We start from the raw sequence: 19018 nt of genomic DNA, 5'->3' as shown, positions 1-19018 counted from the left end.
AAAATGGCGGAGCGGGAGGGATTCGAACCCTCGATACGCTTTTGACGTATACTCACTTTCCAGGCGAGCGCCTTCGACCACTCGGCCACCGCTCCGCATGCACTGGAAGGGGCGCCCTAATCGCTTGGCGGGGCTTTCGCAAGCGGCATGGGCGTGGCAGACATCGCCTATGAAACACAGCCTCCTCGCCGCCGCAGCGGCCCTCACGCTCACCGCTCCCTCCGCCGCGCAGCAGGCACCGGCGCCGGCCGCCGAAATCCCGTCACCGGGCGAGATCGCGGCGGCCGCGCCGGCGGCGGACTGGATCGAGATTCCCGCATCGGACCTGCTGGTGATGGACCTTGCGCTGGACGCGAAGGGCAAGCCGCGCCGCGTCGTCATCCAGCTGATGCCCGTGCCGTTCAGCCAGGGGTGGATCGGCAATATCCGCAAGCTCGCCGCCGCGCATTGGTGGGACGGGACGAGCGTCAACCGGGTGCAGGACAATTATGTCGCGCAATGGGGCGACGCGACCGAGAAGAAGGCGCTGCCCGAGGGTTTGGCGGTGGTGCCGGAGAGCGCTTACGAAACGGCGATTGCAAACCCGGCGATCGCAACAAACCCGATCAGGATCGATCCGCAATCGCCATATGGAATCGACGCCTACAGCAGGAGCAATTTCTTCTACGAAGGCTGGGCGGTTGCCTATGATCAAATCTGGGATACGCTCATTCAAGACGAGAAGGGCAAGTCCATTCCGTCGAATTTGACGCAGAGCGCCTGGCCGATCCATTGCTATGGCATGGTCGGTGTCGGTCGCAACCTCTCACCCGACACCGGATCGGGCGCCGAACTCTACACCGTCATCGGCCATGCCCCCCGCCACCTCGACCGCAATATCGCGCTTGTCGGGCGCGTGATCAGCGGCATCGAATATCTGTCGAGCCTGCCGCGCGGGACGGGCGCACTTGGTTTCTATGAAAGCGAAGCCGAGCGGGTGCCGATCGCGTCGATCCGGATCGCGACCGATCTGCCGCCCGCCGACCAGCCGAAGTTCGAATATCTCTCGACCGAGAGCGACAGCTTCGCGAAATATGCCGATGCGCGGGCGAACCGGCGCGATCCGTTCTTCATCAAGCCCGCCGGTGGTGCCGACATCTGCAATATCCCGGTCCCGGTCCGCGCGGCGAAATAGCAGGCGTGGAAAGCTTTACCACCACCACGCCTTTATGGCGCTGGCAGTCGGCGACGGCGCCCGCCGCCTGGTTTTTCCTGACGATCGACGGCGAGGTCGCCGACGGCATTCGCGTTGCGGCGATGTCGGGGCAATGGCTCGACAAGCGCGGCGGATTCGGGTCGGCGCGGGTCGCGGTGACGATCGGCGATACAAGCTGGAACACCTCGGTCTTTCCGCACAAGGAAAGCGGCGGCTGGATCCTTCCGGTGAAGGCCGCGGTGCGCAAGGCCGAGGGGATCGCCGAGGGCGACGACGTGACGGTGACCGTCAGTCTTTAGGCGGGGTTTCGGTCCGGGTTTCGCGCGCCTGCGCCTTTCGTTTGCGCAGATTTTCGCGCAGCGCTTCGGCCAGGCGGCGTTCGCGTTCGAGGTCGGCGGGGGAGGGGGGCTTGCTCACGCCATCGTCCATGCCCGCGAAATCGGCAAAGCGTCAAGCCTATCGCCTTGACAGGCGGCAGAGGCCCCGCCATAGGCCGCGCCTGCCCAGCGAACACGCGTTCGCGGCGGCCCGGTTGCTGCTGTAGCTCAGTGGTAGAGCGCGTCATTGGTAATGACGAGGTCGACAGTTCAATCCTGTCCAGCAGCACCATTTTCCTGACAGCGACGTTCAGCTTTACGGCGGCGCACCTCGCGGCCTAGAGTCGCGGGCGTGCCGCGCCCGGCGGCATCGGCGGGGAGAAGCATGGCGGACAGCGACGATCGGATGCGGGACGGCAATCGCTGGTCCTTTCTGGCGATCCTGATCGCGATTTCGATCGCCTTTGCGGTGGTCCTGTTGCCGTTCGCCGCCGCGATCCTGTGGGCGGTGATTGCCGCCATCCTGTTCGAGCCGCTCTATCGCCGCCTGCTGACGAAGATGCCCCGGCGGCGCAACGGCGCCGCGCTGCTGACCATTCTGCTGATCCTGGCGATGGTCATCCTGCCCGCGTCCATCCTCGCCGTCGCGCTGATCAACGAAGCCGCCGCCGTCTATCAGCGCATCCATTCGGGGGCGATCGACCCGACGCTTATCTGGACCAACTTCCGCGCCGGCATGCCCGAATGGCTGGCATCGTGGGTCGACCGCATCGACCTGGGCAATATCGCGACCGCGAAGAGCATTTTGGGCGGCGGAGCGGCCGATGGCGTCCGCGCGATCCTGGGGCAGGCGCTGTCGATCGGACAGAGCCTCTTCGGATTGCTGATCAACCTGATGGTGATGCTCTATCTCGCCTATTTCCTGATCCGCGACGGGGAGGGCCTGCAACAGAGCATCCGGCGTGCGATGCCGCTGCGCACCGACCATCTCGAACTGCTCGCCAGTCGTTTCGTCGTCGTGGTTCGCGCCACAATCAAGGGCAGCATCGTCGTCGCGATCCTGCAGGGGCTGATCGGCGGGATCGTGCTGTGGGCGCTGGGGATCGAGGCGGCGCTGTTGTGGGGGGTGCTGATGGGCGCGGCCTCGCTACTTCCCGCGGTCGGGACGGGGCTGGTCTGGGTTCCGATGGCGCTCTACCTGCTGTTCACCGGGCAAATCTGGCAGGGGCTGGTGCTGGTGCTGTGCGGGCTGTTCGTCATCGGGATGGTCGACAATGTGCTGCGCCCGGTGCTGGTCGGACGCGAGACCCGCATTCCCGATTATGTCGTGCTGATCACCACGCTCGGCGGGCTCCAGCTTTTCGGGTTTCACGGCATCGTGATCGGCCCGGTGATCGCCGCGATGTTCATCGCCGTATGGGACATTGCGACGACCATGCGCGGCGAATCCGCCGCCAGCCCGGCCTGACCGCTCAGATCTTCGCCGCGAGCAGCCAGTCGTGGAACAGCTTCACCGCCGGCTGGCGCAGCGCGCGCGGGCGGCAGACGAACCAATAGCTGTACGGGCTGTCGACGTCGAAATCGAACAGGCGGATGAGCCGCGGGTCGTGCGCGTCGTCGAGATGATGGCCGTGCATGAAGGCGACGCCGATGCCCTGCGCCGCGGCCTCGAGCATCAGCGGCCCCGAATCGAAATAGTCGATCCCGGCGGGCTCGAGATAGGGCATGCCGATCGCCTTTTTCCATTCGGTGAAGGTTTCGGGCATTTCGCGATGGACGAGGATCGTCAGGCGCTGGAACTGTTCGGGGACCGTGATCGGACGGCCCGTTTCGGTCAGCGTCCGCGACGCGATCGGGAACACCTTGTCCTGGTCGAGCCGCGCCGCATAGAGCGCGGGGTCGATCGTGCGGGCGAGCGCGATCGCGGCGTCGATCCCTTCGCCCAGCCGCGCCTCGGCGTGCGACATGGTGTCGATGTCGATATGCAGTTCGGGATGTTGTTGCCGGAGTTCGGGCAGGCGCGGGAACAGGCGCTGCTGGGCAAAGAGCGGCAGGACGTTGAGGTGCAGCCGCATCGACGCGTCGGGACTGCTCGCCTGCACCACCACCGCGCGCAATTCGTCGAGGATCGGCGACAATTGGTCCTGCAGCGCGCGTCCCGCTTCGGTCAGCCGCAATCCATGGTGGTGGCGATCGAACAGCGGTCGGCCGACGGCATGTTCGAGCGTCTGGATGCGCCGCGACAACGCGGGCATCGACAGGCCGAGTTCGCTCGCCGCGGCCTTGACCGTTCCGTGCCGGGCAACCTCGAGAAAGGCTTCCATGCTGCTGAGGGGAGGGAGACGTGGCATATCGTGTGTCCATGATAGTGACATGACAGTGCGGCCCATGCCAACAATTTTTGTGCGCTGCGGCATAAGTCCCGCTTGGCCGGCGTGTATCCAAAGGGGTCGCAAAACGGGAACCGGCGTCCTATCTTCGCCGTTCTGACCATTTTGCGGGAGACACGCCTTGGCCGAAGCAGCGGTAAAAGAAAAACAGGTCAAATTGCAGGTGGCGAACGCCCGCGCCGAGGAAAGCGGTGGCGGCATCGCCCGCATTCCGCGCGCGGCGATGGCCGAACTGGGCGTCACCGAAGGCGATATCGTCCAGATCAGCGGCAAGCGCGGCACTGCGTCGCGCGTCGTGCTGCCCTATGCCGAGGACGAGGGACTCGATGTGATCCGCCTCGATGGCCTGCAGCGCGCCAATGCCGGTGCGGGCGCGGGAGACATGGTGGCGCTGACCCGGGTCGAAACACGCCCCGCGACGCGCGTGGTGTTCGCCCCGGCGCAGGAAAATCTGCGGCTGCAGGGATCGGCGAACGCGCTGAAGCGCAGCTTTTTCGGCCGTCCGCTGGTGGCCGGCGATACGGTGGCGACCGCCGGGCAGCAGCGCTTGCCGTCGGGCGACATGCCGCCGCAATTGCGGCAGATGCTCAACGCGCCCGCCTATGCGCTCGCCGAAGTTCGCCTGATCGTCGTATCGGCCGCCCCGAAGGGCGTCGTCTTCATTGACGAGAATACCGAGATCGAGCTGCTCCCCGAATATCAGGAGCCGCAGGATGCGCGGCGCACCGACGTCACTTATGACGATCTGGGCGGGCTGGGCGAGACGATCGACCAGTTGCGCGAGATGGTCGAACTGCCGCTGCGTTACCCCGAACTGTTCCGCCGCCTCGGCGTCGATCCGCCGCGCGGGGTGCTGCTGCACGGGCCGCCGGGCACCGGCAAGACGCGGCTGGCGCGCGCGGTCGCCAACGAGAGCGATGCGCAATTCTTCCTGATCAACGGGCCCGAGATCATGGGGTCCGCCTATGGCGAGTCCGAAAAGCGGCTGCGCGACGTGTTCGAGGCTGCGACCAAGGCCGCTCCGTCGATCCTGTTCATCGACGAAATCGATTCGATCGCGCCGAAACGCGGACAGGTAACCGGCGAGGCCGAAAAGCGCCTTGTCGCGCAGTTGCTGACGCTAATGGACGGGCTGGAACCGCGCACCAACCTGGTCGTGATCGCGGCGACCAATCGCCCCGACGCGATCGACGAGGCGCTGCGGCGTCCGGGCCGCTTCGACCGCGAAATCGTCATCGGCGTTCCCGACGAAAGCGGGCGGCGCGAGATTTTGGGCATCCACACGCGCGGTATGCCGCTGGCCGAGGACGTCGACCTGGGCGAACTGGCGCGCACGACTTTTGGCTTTGTCGGCGCCGATATGGCGGCGCTGACCCGCGAGGCGGCGATCGAGGCGGTGCGGCGGATCATGCCCAAGCTCAACCTGGAGGAGGGGACGATTCCGCCCGAGGTGCTGGAGGAGCTTCGCGTCACGCGCGAGGACTTCAACAATGCGCTGAAACGCGTGCAGCCGTCGGCGATGCGCGAGGTGATGGTGCAGGCGCCCAAGACGCGCTGGAGCGACATCGGCGGGCTCGACGCGGCGCGCGACAAGCTGATCGAGGGGATCGAACTGCCGCTGAAGAACCCCGAGGCGTTCCGGCGGCTCGGCATTCGTCCGGCCAAGGGCTTCCTGCTCTATGGCCCGCCGGGCACGGGCAAGACGCTGCTCGCCAAGGCGGCGGCGCGCGAATCCGACGCCAATTTCATCTCGATCAAATCGTCCGACCTCTTGTCGAAATGGTATGGCGAGAGCGAGCAGCAGATCGCGCGGCTGTTTGCCCGCGCCCGCGCCGTCGCGCCGACGATCATCTTCATCGACGAACTCGACAGTCTGGTGCCCGCGCGCGGCAGCGGCACGTCGGGCGAACCGCAGGTGACCGAACGCGTCGTCAATACGATCCTCGCCGAGATGGACGGGATCGAGGAGATGCAGTCGGTCGTCGTGATCGGGGCGACCAACCGGCCCAATCTGATCGACCCGGCACTGCTCCGCCCGGGGCGGCTCGACGAGTTGATCTATGTGTCGGTGCCCAATGCCGAGGGGCGCAAGCGCATCCTGGAAATCCAGACCGGCAAGATGCCGCTGGCGGACGATGTCGACCTGTCGGTGCTCGCCGAGAAATCGGACCGCTTCACCGGCGCCGATCTGGAGGATTTGACGCGCCGCGCCGGCCTCGCCGCGCTCAAGCGGTCGATCGACAGCGATACGGTGACGATGGCGGACTTCGACACCGCGCTCAAGGATACGCGCGCCTCGGTCACCGAGGCGATGGAGAAGGATTATGAAAAAATCCAGGGCGAGATCAAACAGAACGCGATGAGCGTCGATCCGATCGGTTTTTTCGCGCCCGGCATGCTCAAGCCAGTGCGCGAGCGCAAGCACGACGAGGCGACCGACTGAATTCCCCCTAGCCCCGAACCGACAGGCTCGGGGCTAGGGTTCGTGGGCGGTACCGAAGGCCTGGTCCTGCCGCAGCGCCTTCCATCCCCAGAGGACCAGCCAGCCGCAGAATCCGGCCATCAGGCCGTAGGCGACCATCGGGTGCCAGTTATAGAGCAGCACGCCGATCGCGGGCGAAATGATATAGGCCGATCCGTTGATCGATGCCGTCATGCCGGCGACGGCGCCCTGGTCGCGACGCGGCACGGCGAGCGACGAGCCCGCAGTAAAGCCCGGGCGGAACAGCCCGAAACCCAGCGAAGCGGTGGCGAAACCGATGACGATGCCGTGCAGATCCTGTGCGAGGCCGGTCATCAATATGCCGCCGATGGCGAGCGTGGCGCCCCACAGCACGGTGGGGCGCGGGGTTAGTCTGAACAGCGGGATCAGCCCCCATTGGGCAAGCAGGGTCGCGAAGGCGCCGGCCATCAGCACGATCCCGGTCATCGCCGCCCCTTCGTCGGGGCGCAGTCGCAGTTCGAGCCGGTCGAGGATCAGGAAGCCGATGACGCCGAGCATCATCGCCTGCGCCTGTCCGCCGAAAAAGCCTGCGAGCAGCCAGGGGCGCACGCGCCGATCGTTCCAGCTCAAGGGTTCCTGTGGCGGCAGGTCGGGTTCATTCTCGTCTTCGGCGGTCGGTTCGGAAGGACCCGCCGACAGCGGGTAAGACGCGATCGCGCCGCGCGCGGCGAAGCGCGGGATGTCGTTGGGCAGGCGCCAGCGCAGCATGACCAGCACGATGATCCCGATCAGCGCGAAGACGAGCAGGGGGCCCGCCAACCCGACGATGGGCAGGATGAAGAAGGGCGCGATCGCCGGGCCGATGACGGTGCCGAGACCGAAGGACGAGGAGACGAGCGACAGGGCCTGGGTGCGCTCTTCCGGGTCGGTGCGCGCCGCGACATAGGCCTGGACCGCCGGCGGCGCGGCCGAGCCGAAGCCGCCATAAAGGCTGCGGAACAGCGCGAAGAGGATGAAGGTGGTGCCGGCGGCGAGCCAGCCCATCAGCCCGGACCAGAGGACGAGCCCGCACAGCGCCATCGACGACAGGAACCCGATGACGCCGAGCGCCATCAGCGCCTTGCGCCCGCGCTTGTCCGACTGGCGCGCCCAATGCGGCGCGGTGAGCACCCACAGCAGCGCCGACCAGCTGAACGCCAGGCTGACCCAGACGTCGGGAATATGCAGTTTCGCGCCGATCGCGGGCAGGATCGATTGCATCGCGGTATTGCCCGCGGCGGCGACAAGCATCACCGCGAACAGCACCGCCATCCGGTCGGGGGGGATCGAACGGCTGACATTCGACATTCCCGGCTCCCCCTCTTTTTGCATAAGTCGTTGGCCCGATTGTCCTACACGGCCTGTCCCGTCTGTCCAGCGACGGAACGTGGGCGGGGATTGTCAAGCGCACTCTTTCCTTGCGCCGCGCGCCCGATTTTGCCACGCCTCAAGGGTCCGCAACAACGCGAAAGCCATCATGTCCAATCCCCGGGCGCAGGCCCAAGAACAAAAGGTTCCCCTGATCAAACGGATCAGGGACCGCGCGCGGCGCTTTTTCGGGCCGTGGGGCATGTTCGTGAAGGGCTTCATCAAGCATCCGGTGATGGTCGGGTCGATCGTGCCGTCGTCGCCGACGCTGATCCGCCACATGCTGAAGCCGGTGGACTGGAAGAATACCAAATTGTTCGTTGAATATGGTCCCGGCGTCGGCACCTTTTGCCGCCCGGTGCTCGAACGGATGGCGGGCGATGCGACGCTGATCGCGATCGACACCAACGAGGATTTCATCGACTATCTGCGCAAGGACATCCGCGACAGCCGCTTCATCGCGGTGCACGGGTCGGCCGCCGACGTCGAGGAGATCATTCGCGCCCATGGTTTCGACCATGCCGACTATGTCCTGTCGGGCCTGCCTTTCTCGACCCTGCCCGCAGGTGTCGGCCCGGCGATCGCGGCGGCGACGCACCGCGCATTGCGCCCCGGCGGCGCCTTCCTCGTCTATCAGTTCCGCGCCCGCGCGCGCGATTTCCTCGCGGCGCATTTCGCGCGCATCGACAATGCCTTCGAATGGGTCAACGTCCCGCCCTGCTTCCTGTTCTGGGGCTGGAAGGACTGAGGATCAGATCTCGGTCTCGGGATCGATCTCTCCAAGCCCGAAGTTGAGCCGGCGCGTCACCGTATAATCGACCACCCCGACGACGAACCAGGCGAGCGTCCAGCGCAGCCGGGTCAGCCAGCTCGCGCGCGCCTTGTGGCGCTTGCGCGTGATGACCTCGCAGTCGGGCTTTTGCCGGGTGACGAAATCGCGCATCTGCGCCGCAAATCCGGCGTCCTCGATACGCAGCATCACCTCGACGTTCACGAACAGGCTGCGCATGTCGAAATTGGCGGTGCCGACGTGCACGACATCGTCGATGACGATCAGCTTCATATGCAGCCGGCACGGCTGATATTCCCAGATCGCCGCCCTTTTGCGCAGCAAATAGCCATAGAGCAGCCGCGAGGCACCGATCGTGGCGGGATTGTCGGACTTCGCCGACATGATGAAGCGCGTCCGCCCGCGCCGCGCGACCCTGCCCAGCCGCCGCAACATGCCCTGGCCGGGCGAGAAATAGGCCATCACCATATCGAGCCGACGCGCGCCCTCGAGGTCGGTACGCACCGCGCGCGCCCAGGGCGACAGCCGCTGGGTCGGGCCGCCGACGAGCCAGGTCACCGGCCCGCTGTCCACCGGCCATTCGCGGATCAGGCGGCGCAGCGCGAGCAGCTTGCCGTCGTCGTTGACGGTGTAATCGTGGATCTCGGCGAACCAGTCGACCATTCGCGCCACCGAGGGCCCGCGCACGACGATGCCAAGGTCGAACCAGCAATGGGTGTCGCGGCGGTTGAGATAGGGGTCGGCGATGTTGAAACCGCCGGTCACCGCGATCTCCTCGTCGACCAGCAACAGCTTCTGGTGATTGCGGATGAGATAGGTCGAACGCCAGTGGCGCGAGAAAAAGGTCACGCCGCCGCCGGCGTCGCGCAACGGGGCGAAGACGGCGTCGGCGGTGTCCGACGAGCCGAAGCTGTCGATCACGGCGCGAACGCGCACCCCGCGTTTCGCCGCCATCGTCATCGCGTCGAGAATCCGCGTGCCCGCACCGTCTTGCCGGAAGATATACATGACCAGGTCGATGCTGCGGATCGCGCCGTTGATCAGCGCCAGCAGCCGTTCGAGCCGTTCCGCCCCGTCGAAGATGACCTCCAGCCGGTGGCCGGCGACGTCGGCGCGCAGCGTCTGGAGTTCGCTGGCGGGGACGGGATCGGCGATCATGCCATCGCTCATAGGACGGCCGCGACGGTGGGGGCAAGGGCAGGGGATTCGTTGACATTCGTCGGGCCGCCTGCTAGCGCGCAGCGCTTGCCGCCATGCCTCCGGGCTGGCCTCTCCTCGATCAAGGAAAACACATGGCCCGCGTTACCGTCGAAGATTGCGTCGACAAAGTTTCCAACCGTTTCGATCTGGTTCTGCTCTCGGCGCACCGCGCCCGCGAAATCTCCGGTGGTTCGGAGCTGACCGTCGATCGCGACCGCGACAAGAACCCCGTCGTCGCGCTGCGCGAGATCGCCGAACAGACCGTGCGCCCGAAGGATCTGTCGGAAGCGCTGACCATATCGTTGCAGAAGGTTGTCGTCGACGACGACGATACGCCCGATGAAATCAGCTCGATCAGCCGCTCGGCCGAAGCCCTGCGCCTCACCGCCGCTGCGCCGCCGCGCAGCCCCGCGGGCGGTGGCAGCGACTTCGAATAAGTCGAAGCCATATCGGATCACCAAGGAGGGCCGCGGGAAACCGCGGCCCTTTTTGTTGGCAAAAAGGTTGCATGCTATTCTCTCGACGCAAGACTTACAGATAGTTTCGATGTCCCGGAGGGTGGACATGACCCATCGCCCCTATAAGCTAGCCGTAGCGAGCATTTTTGCCCTGTTTGTCGGCCTTGTCGAAACGCTGGCAACTTCGTTTGAACTCTATCAGGCGGGTATGCCCCAATCATGGGGACGCTCGATTCTGACGGGCGTATCGATCATGGCAAGCCTGTACGCACTTCTGGAAATCCGACGCCTTCTGCGTATGCTGGGCCGTCCATCTCTCATGGTGGCTTGGCTGACGATTGGCTTCTGGGGTGCCGCTCTGGCTACCGTCCTTCTGGGGATACTGGCATTTCGGTCGAACACGCTCTCCTGCCTGCTGCTTTTCCTTGCGGCCATTGTCCCGCTGTTCGTGCTCGGCGTGTCACGCGATGTGGTCACGGAAGTCTTGGAACCCGATCAGCGCGATCTGTTCCAGTGGCGTGAGAGCGAAGATCGCGCAGCTGCGCTGGAATTGGAGGTTGCGCGCCTAAAGGAGAATCAAGCAGATCTCGATAAATTGCTTCGTGAGAATCCTGAACTCGCGTCGGCATATGGGCTGCCGCTTTCGGCACGCATCCGGGGCGGCGAGTTGCCATAGCTCGCTTAGGGAACTCGAGTCTGCTCCGCCACCCGGATCGCCTTCGACGCCAGCATCGGCTCGATGATCCGCTCGATCCGCGCCGCGCGTGGGGACTTCACCGCGATGTTGAACAGGCTGTTGGCGATCACGTCGGCGATCTGGACGCCGTCGCTGCGCTTGCTGTCGGCGAGCGAGGCGCGGCCCCATTGCCCGAGGCCGGCCTGGATTTCCGCGCGGACGTGCGACAGGATCTTGGGGTCGTAGCGCCCGTCGTCGATGACGACGTCGGTGCACACGCCGCCGGTCTCGGGCAGCCAGTGGCCGACTGCACTGTTGAGCAATGCGCCATAGAGAGCGAGGTCGCTCGGCATGGTGCCGTCCGCGTTTTTCGCAAGCGTATCGCGCTCAGCCACCGCGACCCAGGCGCGGCCGCCGGCTCGGTCGAACAGTTCGAGCAGATAGGCGCGCTCGACGACCGAGATGCGGCTGCCTTTCAGTTCGCCGCGCAGCCCGGTGACGCCGCGAAAACGCTTGTGGATGTCCGCCGCCGCTTCGGGCGTCAGCATCACCGCGGCGAAGGTCATCGCGCCCGCGTTGAGTCCGCCCGATTCATCGCAATAAATGGTCATGCCCGCAGCCTAGCGGACGATGCCGAAAAAGGTCACCTTCTTGACCGCGCCCGCCGCCAGCGGTTCGGGCAGGACCCATTGGACATGGGTGACGTCGTCGGCGGTCGCCGGACGTGCCGCCGCGCCAGCCACCGGCACCGTCAGCCCGGCAAGGGTCCCATAGGTCTTGCCGCCGTCGATCGAGACCGAAAATCCCGCCATATCGTCGGTGCTGGCGAAGCGCACCTCGGGCGGGATCGGGTTGACGAATTTGAGGCCGGCGGCGGATTCGCTGGTCTGGTTGTCGAGTTGCAGCGTGAAGCGCAGCCGGTCGCCGGGAACGACGGTCTCGGGTGCCGAGAAACTGATCTTGCGCTGGCCCTCGGCGCCGGTCGTCACGGTCTCGACCTCGACATTCTGGCTGAACTCGACGCGCTGGAACGCCTGCACCGGACTGGCGAGCGCGAACATCGCCGCGACGCCGAGGCCGAACCGCGGCAGGCCGAACTTCTTGCGCTTCATTCCCAAACCCCCACCAACGGAAATTTACGCACCCTGCGGATTGACGTCGCCGAAGGGGCGCGGTTTGCGCTTGATCTGCGGCAGCGAGCCGGCGTGGCCCGACACCGGGGTGCCGTGCTTGCTCTGGTCGTCCTCGCGGCCGATGTCCTCGCCCTTGATCGCGCGCTTCGATTCCTCACCCGACAGCGTCTCATATTCGAGCAGCGCGGCGGCGAGCAGGTGAAGCTCGTCGAGATTGTCGGTGAGCACCTTGCGCGCGACATTCTCGCCTTCCTCGACGAGGCGGCGGACTTCGGCGTCGATCAGTCGCGCGGTGTCTTCGGACATATTCTGCGCGCGCGACACGCTATGGCCCAGGAACACCTCGTCCTGGTTGTCGCGATAGCGCAGCCAGCCGAGCTTTTCGGACATGCCATATTCCATGACCATCGAGCGCGCCATGTCGGTCGCCTGCTGGATATCGTTCGACGCGCCGGTGTTGAGCTCATCCTTGCCATAGATCAGCTGCTCGGCGATGCGGCCACCGAAACAGAGCGCGAGCCGCGCCTTCATCTGCTTCATGTTGGTCGAATAGCGATCACGCTCGGGCAGATTCCAGGTCACGCCCAGCGCACGGCCGCGCGGGATGATCGTCACCTTGTGGAGCGGGTCGCAGCCTTCGACGTGCAGCGAGACGAGCGCATGGCCGGCCTCATGATAGGCCGTCGACTTCTTCTCGTCCTCGGTCATCACCATCGAACGCCGCTCGGCGCCCATCATGACCTTGTCCTTGGCTTCCTCGAATTCGTCGCTGGCGATCAGGCGTTTGCCCTTGCGCGCGGCGAGCAGTGCGGCTTCGTTGCAGAGGTTGGCCAGATCGGCGCCCGAGAAGCCCGGCGTACCGCGCGCGACGCGGCGCAGATCGACGTCAGGCGCGAGCGGTTTCTTGCGCGTGTGCACCTCAAGAATCTTCTGGCGACCCTCGATGTCGGGGCGCGGCACGACGACCTGGCGGTCGAAGCGGCCCGGACGCAGCAGCGCGGGGTCGAGCACGTCGGGGCGGTTGGTCGCGGCGACGATGATGATGCCCTCATTCGCCTCGAAGCCGTCCATTTCGACAAGCAACTGGTTGAGCGTCTGTTCGCGCTCGTCATTGCCGTTGCCGAGCCCGGCGCCGCGATGGCGGCCGACGGCGTCGATCTCGTCGATGAAGACGATGCACGGCGCGTTGCGCTTGGCCTGTTCGAACATGTCGCGTACGCGGCTGGCGCCGACGCCGACGAACATTTCGACGAAGTCCGAGCCCGAAATGGTGAAGAAGGGCACGCCCGCCTCGCCGGCGATCGCGCGGGCGAGCAGGGTCTTGCCGGTGCCGGGCGAGCCGACGAGCAGCGCGCCCTTGGGAATCTGGCCGCCAAGCTTCGAGAATTTCGTCGGGTCTTTCAGGAACTCGACGATTTCCTCAAGCTCCTCGCGCGCCTCGTCGATGCCGGCGACGTCGTCGAACGTCACCTTGCCCTGTTTCTCGGTAAGCATCTTGGCGCGCGACTTGCCGAATCCCATCGCGCCCGAACCGTTGTTCTTCTGCACCTGGCGGAAGACGAAGAAGGCGATGCCGAGAATCAGCAGGAAGGGCAGCGACTGGATCAGCAGATAGACCCAGATATTGCCGGTTTCGGTCGGCTTGCCGTCATATTTGACATTGTTGTCGTTGAGTAGCTTGAGCAGGCTGGGATCGGGCACCAGGTTGGCGCTGAACCGTTCGTTGTTCGTCAACGTGCCCGTGGCACGCTCCTCCGTCAGCACGACGTCCTTGACCGTGCCTTCCTGAACCTTCTGGCGGAATTCGGAGTAGGTCAGCGGGGTCCCCGCGGGCTGCGACGCGCCGCCGAACATCGAGGCGACGAGGAGCATGGCGAGCAAGATGCCGCTCCAGATCATCACGCTCTTCATCCAGGGGTTGCCCTGCGGTTCCTTGTCGTCCTGCATCGGAAACTTTCCAAATATCGCGCACGTCGCGCATCAACCCTGCCAAGATAGGATAATCGCGTTAAATGACAATGAGCCAAAGGCGGTTATTTGCGGGCTTTCCGGCGCGGCGCGGCGGAAATACGCCAGATGGTGCCGGCGAGGCCCGGAACCGCATCGATCAGCAGCGCCCCCACCATTGCGCGCCGCCCATTCTTCATCGCCGTGACGACCCCGTCGAGCGAGGCGCCGCGTAGCGCAAGACCGCCGTCGTTGGCGCGCAGCCGCTGGGTTACGACCCGGCGGAAAATCTCCGGCGGATAGCCTTCGTCGCGGATCACCGCGATGTCGGAGGCGTCGGGCCAGGAGGCGATCAGCCGTTCGACCGCCCAGTCGATCGCGTCGTCGGCCTCGGCCAGCCAGTCGGCCGAACGCGACGCCGCCTCGACGTCGAGCAGCTTCTGCGACGCGAGCGCATGACGCAGCCGGGCACGGTCGAAACGGCTGTCGCTGTTCGACGGATCGTCGACGAAGGGAAGGTCCTCGTCGAGCGCGATGCGGACCAGTTCGTCGTGCCGCCAATGGAGCAGCGGACGCAGAATCGCGCCGTTCCTGGCGCGGATCGACGCCAGCCCGCCGACGCCGCTGCTGCGGTTGAGCCGCATCACGATCGTTTCGAGCTGGTCGTCGGCATGATGCGCGGTGAGGATGTGGCCGAGCCCCTCGTCCTTGCGCCACTGTTCGAGCAAGCGATAGCGTTCGGTGCGCGCCGCCGCCTGCTGCGACCCCTTGATCGGGGTCGGCGGGGTCAGCGTGGCATGCGGGATGAGTTCACGCGCGCAAAAGCCCGCGACCATGCGGGCTTCCTCGTCGGAACCCTGTCGCAGGCCGTGATCGACGGTCGCCGCGCGCACCTGCCCGGGCAGCAGGCTGGTCATCAGCCAGAGCAGCGCCATCGAATCCGGCCCGCCCGATACCGCGACGCCATAGCTGCGCTGCTGCCAGTCCGGACCGACGAGCGACGCCAGCTGGCGCCCCAGCCGGTGGACGGCGTCGGCCTCAGCAGCCGGCTTTTGTTTTTGCGGCGGCAGCATCGGTACGCACATCCTGCGGAGCCTTGTCGCCATAGACTTCCTCGAGCTCGCGGAAAGCCTTGCAGGCGTCGGCCTTGCGGCCCAGCTTGTCGAGTGCGACCCCCATGTACATCAGGCTGTGCGGGGCGCGGGCGCCGCTCGGCCGATCTTTGTAATTGTTATAGAAGGCGACCGCGGCGAGGCTCGGCTTGCCTTCGTCGAGATAGGTGCGGCCGAGCAGATTCTGCGCGAAGCTGGCGAGGCGGTGCTGCGGCCATTTGGCGACGACGTCCTTCAGCTGGGTCTGCGCCTCGGGATAGAGCTTCGCCTCCCACAGGCGATAGCCATAATTATAGGCGTCGTCGGTTTCGTTTCCGGTCGCCGGAATCTCGACCTTCTTTACCAGCGCGAGGCGGGCGGCGCTCGCGGCGGGGGCTGCCGGGGGCGCCGCGGGCTTTTTCACCGGCGCGGCGGCGGTGGTCGTGGCCGGCTTCGTCGTCGAGGCAGGCGTCGTCGCGGGCGGCCTGGCGACCGTCGTGACGGGCAGGCTCGCGGGCGTCGTTTCGACCGTCGGCGGCGGCGCGGCGAAGCGCTTGTCCACCTCGGCCTTGTAGGCGGTGAACTGTTTTTCGAGTTCGCGCAGCTGGAACGCGTTCTGCTCGGTCTGGCCGGTCAGCGTCTGCAGTTGGTTTTCGAGCGCGTCGACGCGCGCGGTGAGGTCGATCACCGGCGCGCTGCTCTTCACCCGGTCGCCGGCGACATTGTCGGGTGCGATCTCGCCTTCGAAAAAGGCGGGGCTGCCGCCCGGAAACACCGAGCGCTGTACCGCGCGCATTTCCTTTTCGAGCCGGTCGACGCGCTTGCCGATCGTGTCGTCCTGCGCGTGCGCGGCACCGGGAAGCGAAACCAGCAGCGCGGCGGCCGCGGTTCCCAGAAAATAGTTACGCATCGTCATCTGCCTTTTCGGCTCCCACACCCGATTAACCATTACCTGGCTCATAACGCGCCAAGGGCCGCTTGCGCAAACCCAATTCGGCGCGGCGACCTTTCAGCCCGGCGGACCGGGGCGCCGCTCAGCGCTTCGTCGCCACCGGCGGGATGGTTTGCGCCGCCCCCGCGCCGTCGGCTCGCGCGACCAGATCGGCGGGCTTGAGCGAGATATTCTTGACCAGCGTATCGGCGGGTCCGACCGCACCGATGTCGCGGCCGCCGACGGTGACCTTCAGCGCCTGCGGAATGCTGGTGCGCAGCGTGAACTGCTGAACATATGCCGCCGGCACCTCATAGGTTTCGCCCGCGTCGAGGGTGCGCCAATTCTCGGTCTTGCCGGTCGCATCGTCGAAGCCGATCCACACTTCGGACAGGCCGGTCAGCACGACCGGCGCATCGGCGGGGACGGCCTGGCCCGGCGCGGCGGCTTTCGGCGCCGGCGCGGTGCCGGGCGCGGTCGCCGGGGCCTCGGAGTTGTCGGCGGCCTGATTCTGCGCCGCGATCAGCGCCTCGTCGGGTTCGACCGACAGGAAACGCCAGATCCCATAAGCGGACCCGAGCAGCAGCGCGACGATGACCAGGGTCCAGGCGAGCCGAGCGGTCGGCAGCCGCGCCGGGTCGGTCGGTTCATAGGCTTCGTAAAGCGGGCGCGAACCATAAGCGTCTTCTTCGAGTTCGCGGCGGATGGCCGCGCCGATCTCGGCCTCGGGCAGGTCGACGGCGCGGGCATAGGCGCGCGCGAATCCGGTCACATAGGTGCGGCCCGGCAGTCCCGAAAACTCGGACTTCTCGATCGCTTCGAGATGGCGCTGGGTGATGCGCGTCCGTGTCGCCACATCGGCGAGCGACAGGCCCACGGCTTCGCGGGCCAACCGCAGCCGGTCGCCCGTCCGCGTGATCGCCAGTTCGCCCTGCTCCGGGGCTTCCTCGTCTGCCATCAAAATCTCCGTGCCGGTCGTTTGCAACCCATGTCGACCTTGCGCGCCGTTCATCGCACTGACGGCGCGGCAAAGTCAAATGAAGTTCGGCAAAGGAACGGCTGAAAAGGACGGGAATTACGCCCGTCCGCGCGGCAGGCCGTCAGAGCACATATTTGCTGAGGTCGGTGTCGCCGACGATGTCGGAAAGCTGGCTGTCGACATAGGCGGCATCGATGTCGATGACCGTTCCGCCGCGGTCCTCGGCGGTGAAGCTGATTTCCTCGACCAGTCGTTCCATGATCGTCTGCAATCGCCGCGCGCCGATATTCTCAACCTTCTCGTTGACGTCGGCGGCGAGCTTCGCGACGCGCGCAATGGCATCGGGGGTGAAGTTCAGCGTCACGCCCTCGGTCGCGATCAGCGCCGAATATTGCTCGGGCAGTCCGGCCTTGGTCTCGGTCAGGATACGCACGAAATCCCCCTCGGTCAGGGCGCCGAGTTCGACCCGGATCGGCAGGCGACCCTGGAGTTCGGGGAGCAGGTCGCTCGGCTTGGCGACATGGAAGGCCCCCGAGGCGATGAACAGGATATGGTCGGTCTTCATCGGCCCATATTTGGTCGCGACGGTCGTGCCTTCGATCAGCGGCAGCAGGTCGCGCTGGACGCCCTCGCGGCTTACCGATCCGCCGCGCACATCGCTGACCGCGATCTTGTCGATCTCGTCGAGGAAGACGATACCGTTCGCCTCGGCATCGGCGAGCGCGATGCGCGCGACATCGTCCTGGTCGAGGCGCTTGTCCTGCTCCTCCTCGATCAGCCGCGTCGCGGCCTCGATGACCTTCAGCTTGCGGCGCTTCTTGGGCGCACCACCCATCGCCTTGCCGAGCATGTCGGACAGGTTGATCATGCTCATCTGCCCCGGCTGGCCCGGCAGTTCGAACGGCATCGACGGCGCATCGGAAACCTCGATCTCGACCTCGCTGTCGTCGAGATGGCCTTCGCGGATGCGCTGGCGGAAACTCTGGCGCGTTGCTTCGCTGGCACCCTTGCCGGTGAGCGCGTCGAGCAGCCGTTCCATCGCGGCTTCCTCGGCGGCGGCGCGCACCGCCTCGCGGCGGCGGTCCTTCTCCAGCCGCACCGCTTCCTCGACAAGGTCACGGGCGATCTGTTCGACGTCGCGGCCGACATAGCCGACCTCGGTGAATTTCGTCGCCTCGACCTTGATGAAGGGCGCGTCGGCGAGCTTGGCCAGGCGGCGCGAGATCTCGGTCTTGCCGCAGCCGGTGGGGCCGATCATCAGGATATTCTTGGGGCTGACCTCGTCGCGGAGGTCGGGGCCGAGCTGCTGGCGGCGCCAGCGGTTGCGCATTGCGACGGCGACCGCGCGCTTGGCGGCATGCTGGCCGATGATATGCGTGTCGAGCGCGGCGACGATCGCCTTCGGGGTAAGGGCTTCGTTCATGGGGTCTTATGCCTGAATTTCGATGGTTTCTTGGGTGAACTGGTCGTTGGTATAGACGCAGATGTCAGCGGCGACTTCCATTGCCTTGCGCACCAGTACTTCGGGGTCCTTTTCATAATCGACCAGCGCGCGAGCGGCCGACAGCGCGAAATTTCCGCCCGAGCCGATCGCGGCGATGCCGCCCTTGGGTTCGAGCACGTCGCCGTTGCCGGTGATGACGAGCGTCACCTCCTTGTCGGCGACGATCATCATCGCTTCGAGGTTGCGGAGATATTTGTCGGTGCGCCAGTCCTTGGCGAGTTCGACCGCGGCGCGCAGCAACTGGCCATTGTGGCGTTCGAGCTTGCTCTCGAGCCGTTCGAACAGGGTGAAGGCGTCGGCGGTCGCGCCGGCGAAACCACCGATGACGCTGCCGTCGTGCAGGCGGCGCACCTTGCGCGCGTTGGGCTTCATCACCGTCTGGCCCATCGACACCTGGCCGTCGCCGATGATGACGACCTTGTCGGCGCTGCGGGCGGAAAGAATGGTGGTTCCGTGCCAGGGCGCGGCACTATGCGCATGGGGATCGTTCATGCGGCGGATATGGGAGAGTGGGGCGAGGGGTGCAAGGGGAGGGCGGCGATCCTCCCTGTGGCCGG

At 65.8% G+C, this 19018-nt stretch carries 19 protein-coding genes and 2 tRNA genes; 8 read left to right on the top strand and 13 right to left on the bottom strand.

The genetic code is table 11. From position 1 onward, the window contains the following. Positions 1–4: 4 nt before the first annotated feature. A tRNA-Ser gene (locus ASD67_RS21935) sits at positions 5–95 on the bottom strand. A gap of 74 nt (positions 96–169) precedes the next feature. Here ASD67_RS21935 and ASD67_RS21930 point away from each other — a divergent pair. Together ASD67_RS21930 and ASD67_RS21925 are read left to right on the top strand one after the other, a co-directional pair. Beyond that, positions 170–1174 carry a peptidylprolyl isomerase gene (locus tag ASD67_RS21930; protein ID WP_056351672.1) on the top strand — a complete coding sequence of 335 codons (1005 nt, stop codon included), beginning with the start codon at positions 170–172 and terminating at the stop codon, positions 1172–1174. Between the two features lie 5 nt (positions 1175–1179). Then, a complete protein-coding gene (locus tag ASD67_RS21925) occupies positions 1180–1494 on the top strand; it encodes a DUF1905 domain-containing protein (protein ID WP_187141397.1) in 315 nt (104 codons plus the stop codon). Here the strand turns inward: ASD67_RS21925 and ASD67_RS23895 are convergent. Then, positions 1484–1612, bottom strand: a complete 129-nt coding sequence (locus ASD67_RS23895; protein ID WP_262408005.1) for a hypothetical protein — start codon at positions 1610–1612, stop codon at positions 1484–1486. The two genes, ASD67_RS21925 and ASD67_RS23895, sit on opposite strands and share 11 nt — an antisense overlap. Positions 1613–1729: 117 nt before the next feature. Here ASD67_RS23895 and ASD67_RS21920 point away from each other — a divergent pair. Both ASD67_RS21920 and ASD67_RS21915 read left to right on the top strand, forming a co-directional pair. Beyond that, positions 1730–1804: transfer RNA gene (locus ASD67_RS21920), tRNA-Thr, on the top strand. Between the two features lie 93 nt (positions 1805–1897). Further along, positions 1898–2980, top strand: coding sequence for an AI-2E family transporter (locus ASD67_RS21915; RefSeq protein ID WP_056351664.1), 1083 nt, complete (start codon positions 1898–1900; stop codon positions 2978–2980). 4 nt (positions 2981–2984) lie between these two features. Here ASD67_RS21915 and ASD67_RS21910 read toward each other — a convergent pair whose 3' ends face one another. Beyond that, positions 2985–3863 (bottom strand): LysR substrate-binding domain-containing protein, encoded by an 879-nt coding sequence (locus ASD67_RS21910; RefSeq protein WP_056351661.1) that lies wholly within the window; start codon positions 3861–3863, stop codon positions 2985–2987. Between the two features lie 160 nt (positions 3864–4023). On the opposite strand from ASD67_RS21910, the gene ASD67_RS21905 reads away from it, so the two are divergent. Further along, complete coding sequence (locus ASD67_RS21905; RefSeq protein WP_082545248.1) at positions 4024–6345, top strand: CDC48 family AAA ATPase; 2322 nt, start codon at positions 4024–4026, stop codon at positions 6343–6345. A gap of 33 nt (positions 6346–6378) precedes the next feature. Here the strand turns inward: ASD67_RS21905 and ASD67_RS21900 are convergent, their stop codons facing one another. After that, positions 6379–7692 (bottom strand): MFS transporter, encoded by a 1314-nt coding sequence (locus tag ASD67_RS21900; protein WP_056351658.1) that lies wholly within the window; start codon positions 7690–7692, stop codon positions 6379–6381. Positions 7693–7861: 169 nt separating this feature from the next. Between ASD67_RS21900 and ASD67_RS21895 the strand changes: the two genes are divergently transcribed. Next, entirely contained in the window at positions 7862–8500 is a 639-nt protein-coding gene (locus tag ASD67_RS21895) for a class I SAM-dependent methyltransferase (RefSeq protein ID WP_156377828.1), read from the top strand. Between the two features lie 3 nt (positions 8501–8503). Here ASD67_RS21895 and ASD67_RS21890 read toward each other — a convergent pair whose 3' ends face one another. After that, on the bottom strand, positions 8504–9712 hold the full coding sequence (locus ASD67_RS21890) for a phospholipase D-like domain-containing protein (RefSeq protein WP_235535785.1): 1209 nt from the start codon (positions 9710–9712) through the stop codon (positions 8504–8506). Positions 9713–9834: 122 nt separating this feature from the next. Between ASD67_RS21890 and rpoZ the strand changes: the two genes are divergently transcribed. Together rpoZ and ASD67_RS21880 are read left to right on the top strand one after the other, a co-directional pair. Beyond that, complete coding sequence (rpoZ, locus tag ASD67_RS21885) at positions 9835–10179, top strand: DNA-directed RNA polymerase subunit omega (protein ID WP_056351653.1); 345 nt, start codon at positions 9835–9837, stop codon at positions 10177–10179. A gap of 127 nt (positions 10180–10306) precedes the next feature. After that, positions 10307–10876, top strand: coding sequence for a hypothetical protein (locus ASD67_RS21880; RefSeq protein WP_156377827.1), 570 nt, complete (start codon positions 10307–10309; stop codon positions 10874–10876). A gap of 5 nt (positions 10877–10881) precedes the next feature. On the opposite strand, the gene ASD67_RS21875 is transcribed toward ASD67_RS21880, so the two are convergent. From ASD67_RS21875 to hslV, 8 genes are all read right to left on the bottom strand, one after another. Next, positions 10882–11487, bottom strand: a complete 606-nt coding sequence (locus ASD67_RS21875) for a DUF3800 domain-containing protein (RefSeq protein ID WP_056351647.1) — start codon at positions 11485–11487, stop codon at positions 10882–10884. A gap of 9 nt (positions 11488–11496) precedes the next feature. Continuing rightward, positions 11497–11988 carry a hypothetical protein gene (locus ASD67_RS21870; protein ID WP_056351644.1) on the bottom strand — a complete coding sequence of 164 codons (492 nt, stop codon included), beginning with the start codon at positions 11986–11988 and terminating at the stop codon, positions 11497–11499. Positions 11989–12012: 24 nt separating this feature from the next. Then, positions 12013–13956: an ATP-dependent zinc metalloprotease FtsH gene (gene ftsH, locus ASD67_RS21865; protein ID WP_056351640.1), complete on the bottom strand. Its 1944-nt coding sequence runs from the start codon at positions 13954–13956 to the stop codon at positions 12013–12015. 86 nt (positions 13957–14042) lie between these two features. Further along, positions 14043–15041, bottom strand: coding sequence for a tRNA lysidine(34) synthetase TilS (tilS, locus tag ASD67_RS21860; protein ID WP_082545247.1), 999 nt, complete (start codon positions 15039–15041; stop codon positions 14043–14045). Continuing rightward, the gene (locus ASD67_RS21855) at positions 14995–15957 is read right to left on the bottom strand and encodes a hypothetical protein (RefSeq protein ID WP_082545289.1); all 963 of its coding nucleotides are present in this window, start codon (positions 15955–15957) and stop codon (positions 14995–14997) included. Before ASD67_RS21855 ends, tilS begins: the two co-directional genes overlap by 47 nt. Before the next feature lie 124 nt (positions 15958–16081). After that, positions 16082–16936 (bottom strand): helix-turn-helix domain-containing protein, encoded by an 855-nt coding sequence (locus ASD67_RS21850; protein WP_056351634.1) that lies wholly within the window; start codon positions 16934–16936, stop codon positions 16082–16084. 142 nt (positions 16937–17078) lie between these two features. Continuing rightward, the gene (gene hslU, locus ASD67_RS21845) at positions 17079–18380 is read right to left on the bottom strand and encodes an ATP-dependent protease ATPase subunit HslU (protein WP_056351632.1); all 1302 of its coding nucleotides are present in this window, start codon (positions 18378–18380) and stop codon (positions 17079–17081) included. Positions 18381–18386: 6 nt separating this feature from the next. Next, entirely contained in the window at positions 18387–18953 is a 567-nt protein-coding gene (gene hslV, locus ASD67_RS21840) for an ATP-dependent protease subunit HslV (protein ID WP_056351629.1), read from the bottom strand. Positions 18954–19018: the final 65 nt, after the last annotated feature.

Origin of the sequence: Sphingopyxis sp. Root1497, assembly GCF_001427085.1 — a bacterium.
In the GTDB taxonomy this organism is placed as follows: domain Bacteria; phylum Pseudomonadota; class Alphaproteobacteria; order Sphingomonadales; family Sphingomonadaceae; genus Sphingopyxis.
The sequence above is the reverse complement of the archived record's forward strand: the minus strand, read 5'-3'. Positions and strand labels throughout refer to the sequence as shown.

Bases quoted from the DNA above. Each gene is read 5' to 3' on its own strand.
- ASD67_RS21930 (WP_056351672.1), top strand. From the start codon at position 170: ATGAAACACAGCCTCCTCGCCGCCGCAGCGGCCCTCACGCTCACCGCT.
- ASD67_RS21915 (WP_056351664.1), top strand. From the start codon at position 1,898: ATGGCGGACAGCGACGATCGGATGCGGGACGGCAATCGCTGGTCCTTT.
- ASD67_RS21910 (WP_056351661.1), bottom strand. From the start codon at position 3,863: ATGCCACGTCTCCCTCCCCTCAGCAGCATGGAAGCCTTTCTCGAGGTT.
- ASD67_RS21900 (WP_056351658.1), bottom strand. From the start codon at position 7,692: ATGTCGAATGTCAGCCGTTCGATCCCCCCCGACCGGATGGCGGTGCTG.
- ASD67_RS21895 (WP_156377828.1), top strand. From the start codon at position 7,862: ATGTCCAATCCCCGGGCGCAGGCCCAAGAACAAAAGGTTCCCCTGATC.
- ASD67_RS21890 (WP_235535785.1), bottom strand. From the start codon at position 9,712: ATGAGCGATGGCATGATCGCCGATCCCGTCCCCGCCAGCGAACTCCAG.
- rpoZ (WP_056351653.1), top strand. From the start codon at position 9,835: ATGGCCCGCGTTACCGTCGAAGATTGCGTCGACAAAGTTTCCAACCGT.
- ASD67_RS21880 (WP_156377827.1), top strand. From the start codon at position 10,307: ATGACCCATCGCCCCTATAAGCTAGCCGTAGCGAGCATTTTTGCCCTG.
- ASD67_RS21875 (WP_056351647.1), bottom strand. From the start codon at position 11,487: ATGACCATTTATTGCGATGAATCGGGCGGACTCAACGCGGGCGCGATG.
- ASD67_RS21870 (WP_056351644.1), bottom strand. From the start codon at position 11,988: ATGAAGCGCAAGAAGTTCGGCCTGCCGCGGTTCGGCCTCGGCGTCGCG.
- ftsH (WP_056351640.1), bottom strand. From the start codon at position 13,956: ATGCAGGACGACAAGGAACCGCAGGGCAACCCCTGGATGAAGAGCGTG.
- tilS (WP_082545247.1), bottom strand. From the start codon at position 15,041: ATGTGCGTACCGATGCTGCCGCCGCAAAAACAAAAGCCGGCTGCTGAG.
- ASD67_RS21855 (WP_082545289.1), bottom strand. From the start codon at position 15,957: ATGCGTAACTATTTTCTGGGAACCGCGGCCGCCGCGCTGCTGGTTTCG.
- ASD67_RS21850 (WP_056351634.1), bottom strand. From the start codon at position 16,936: ATGGCAGACGAGGAAGCCCCGGAGCAGGGCGAACTGGCGATCACGCGG.
- hslU (WP_056351632.1), bottom strand. From the start codon at position 18,380: ATGAACGAAGCCCTTACCCCGAAGGCGATCGTCGCCGCGCTCGACACG.
- hslV (WP_056351629.1), bottom strand. From the start codon at position 18,953: ATGAACGATCCCCATGCGCATAGTGCCGCGCCCTGGCACGGAACCACC.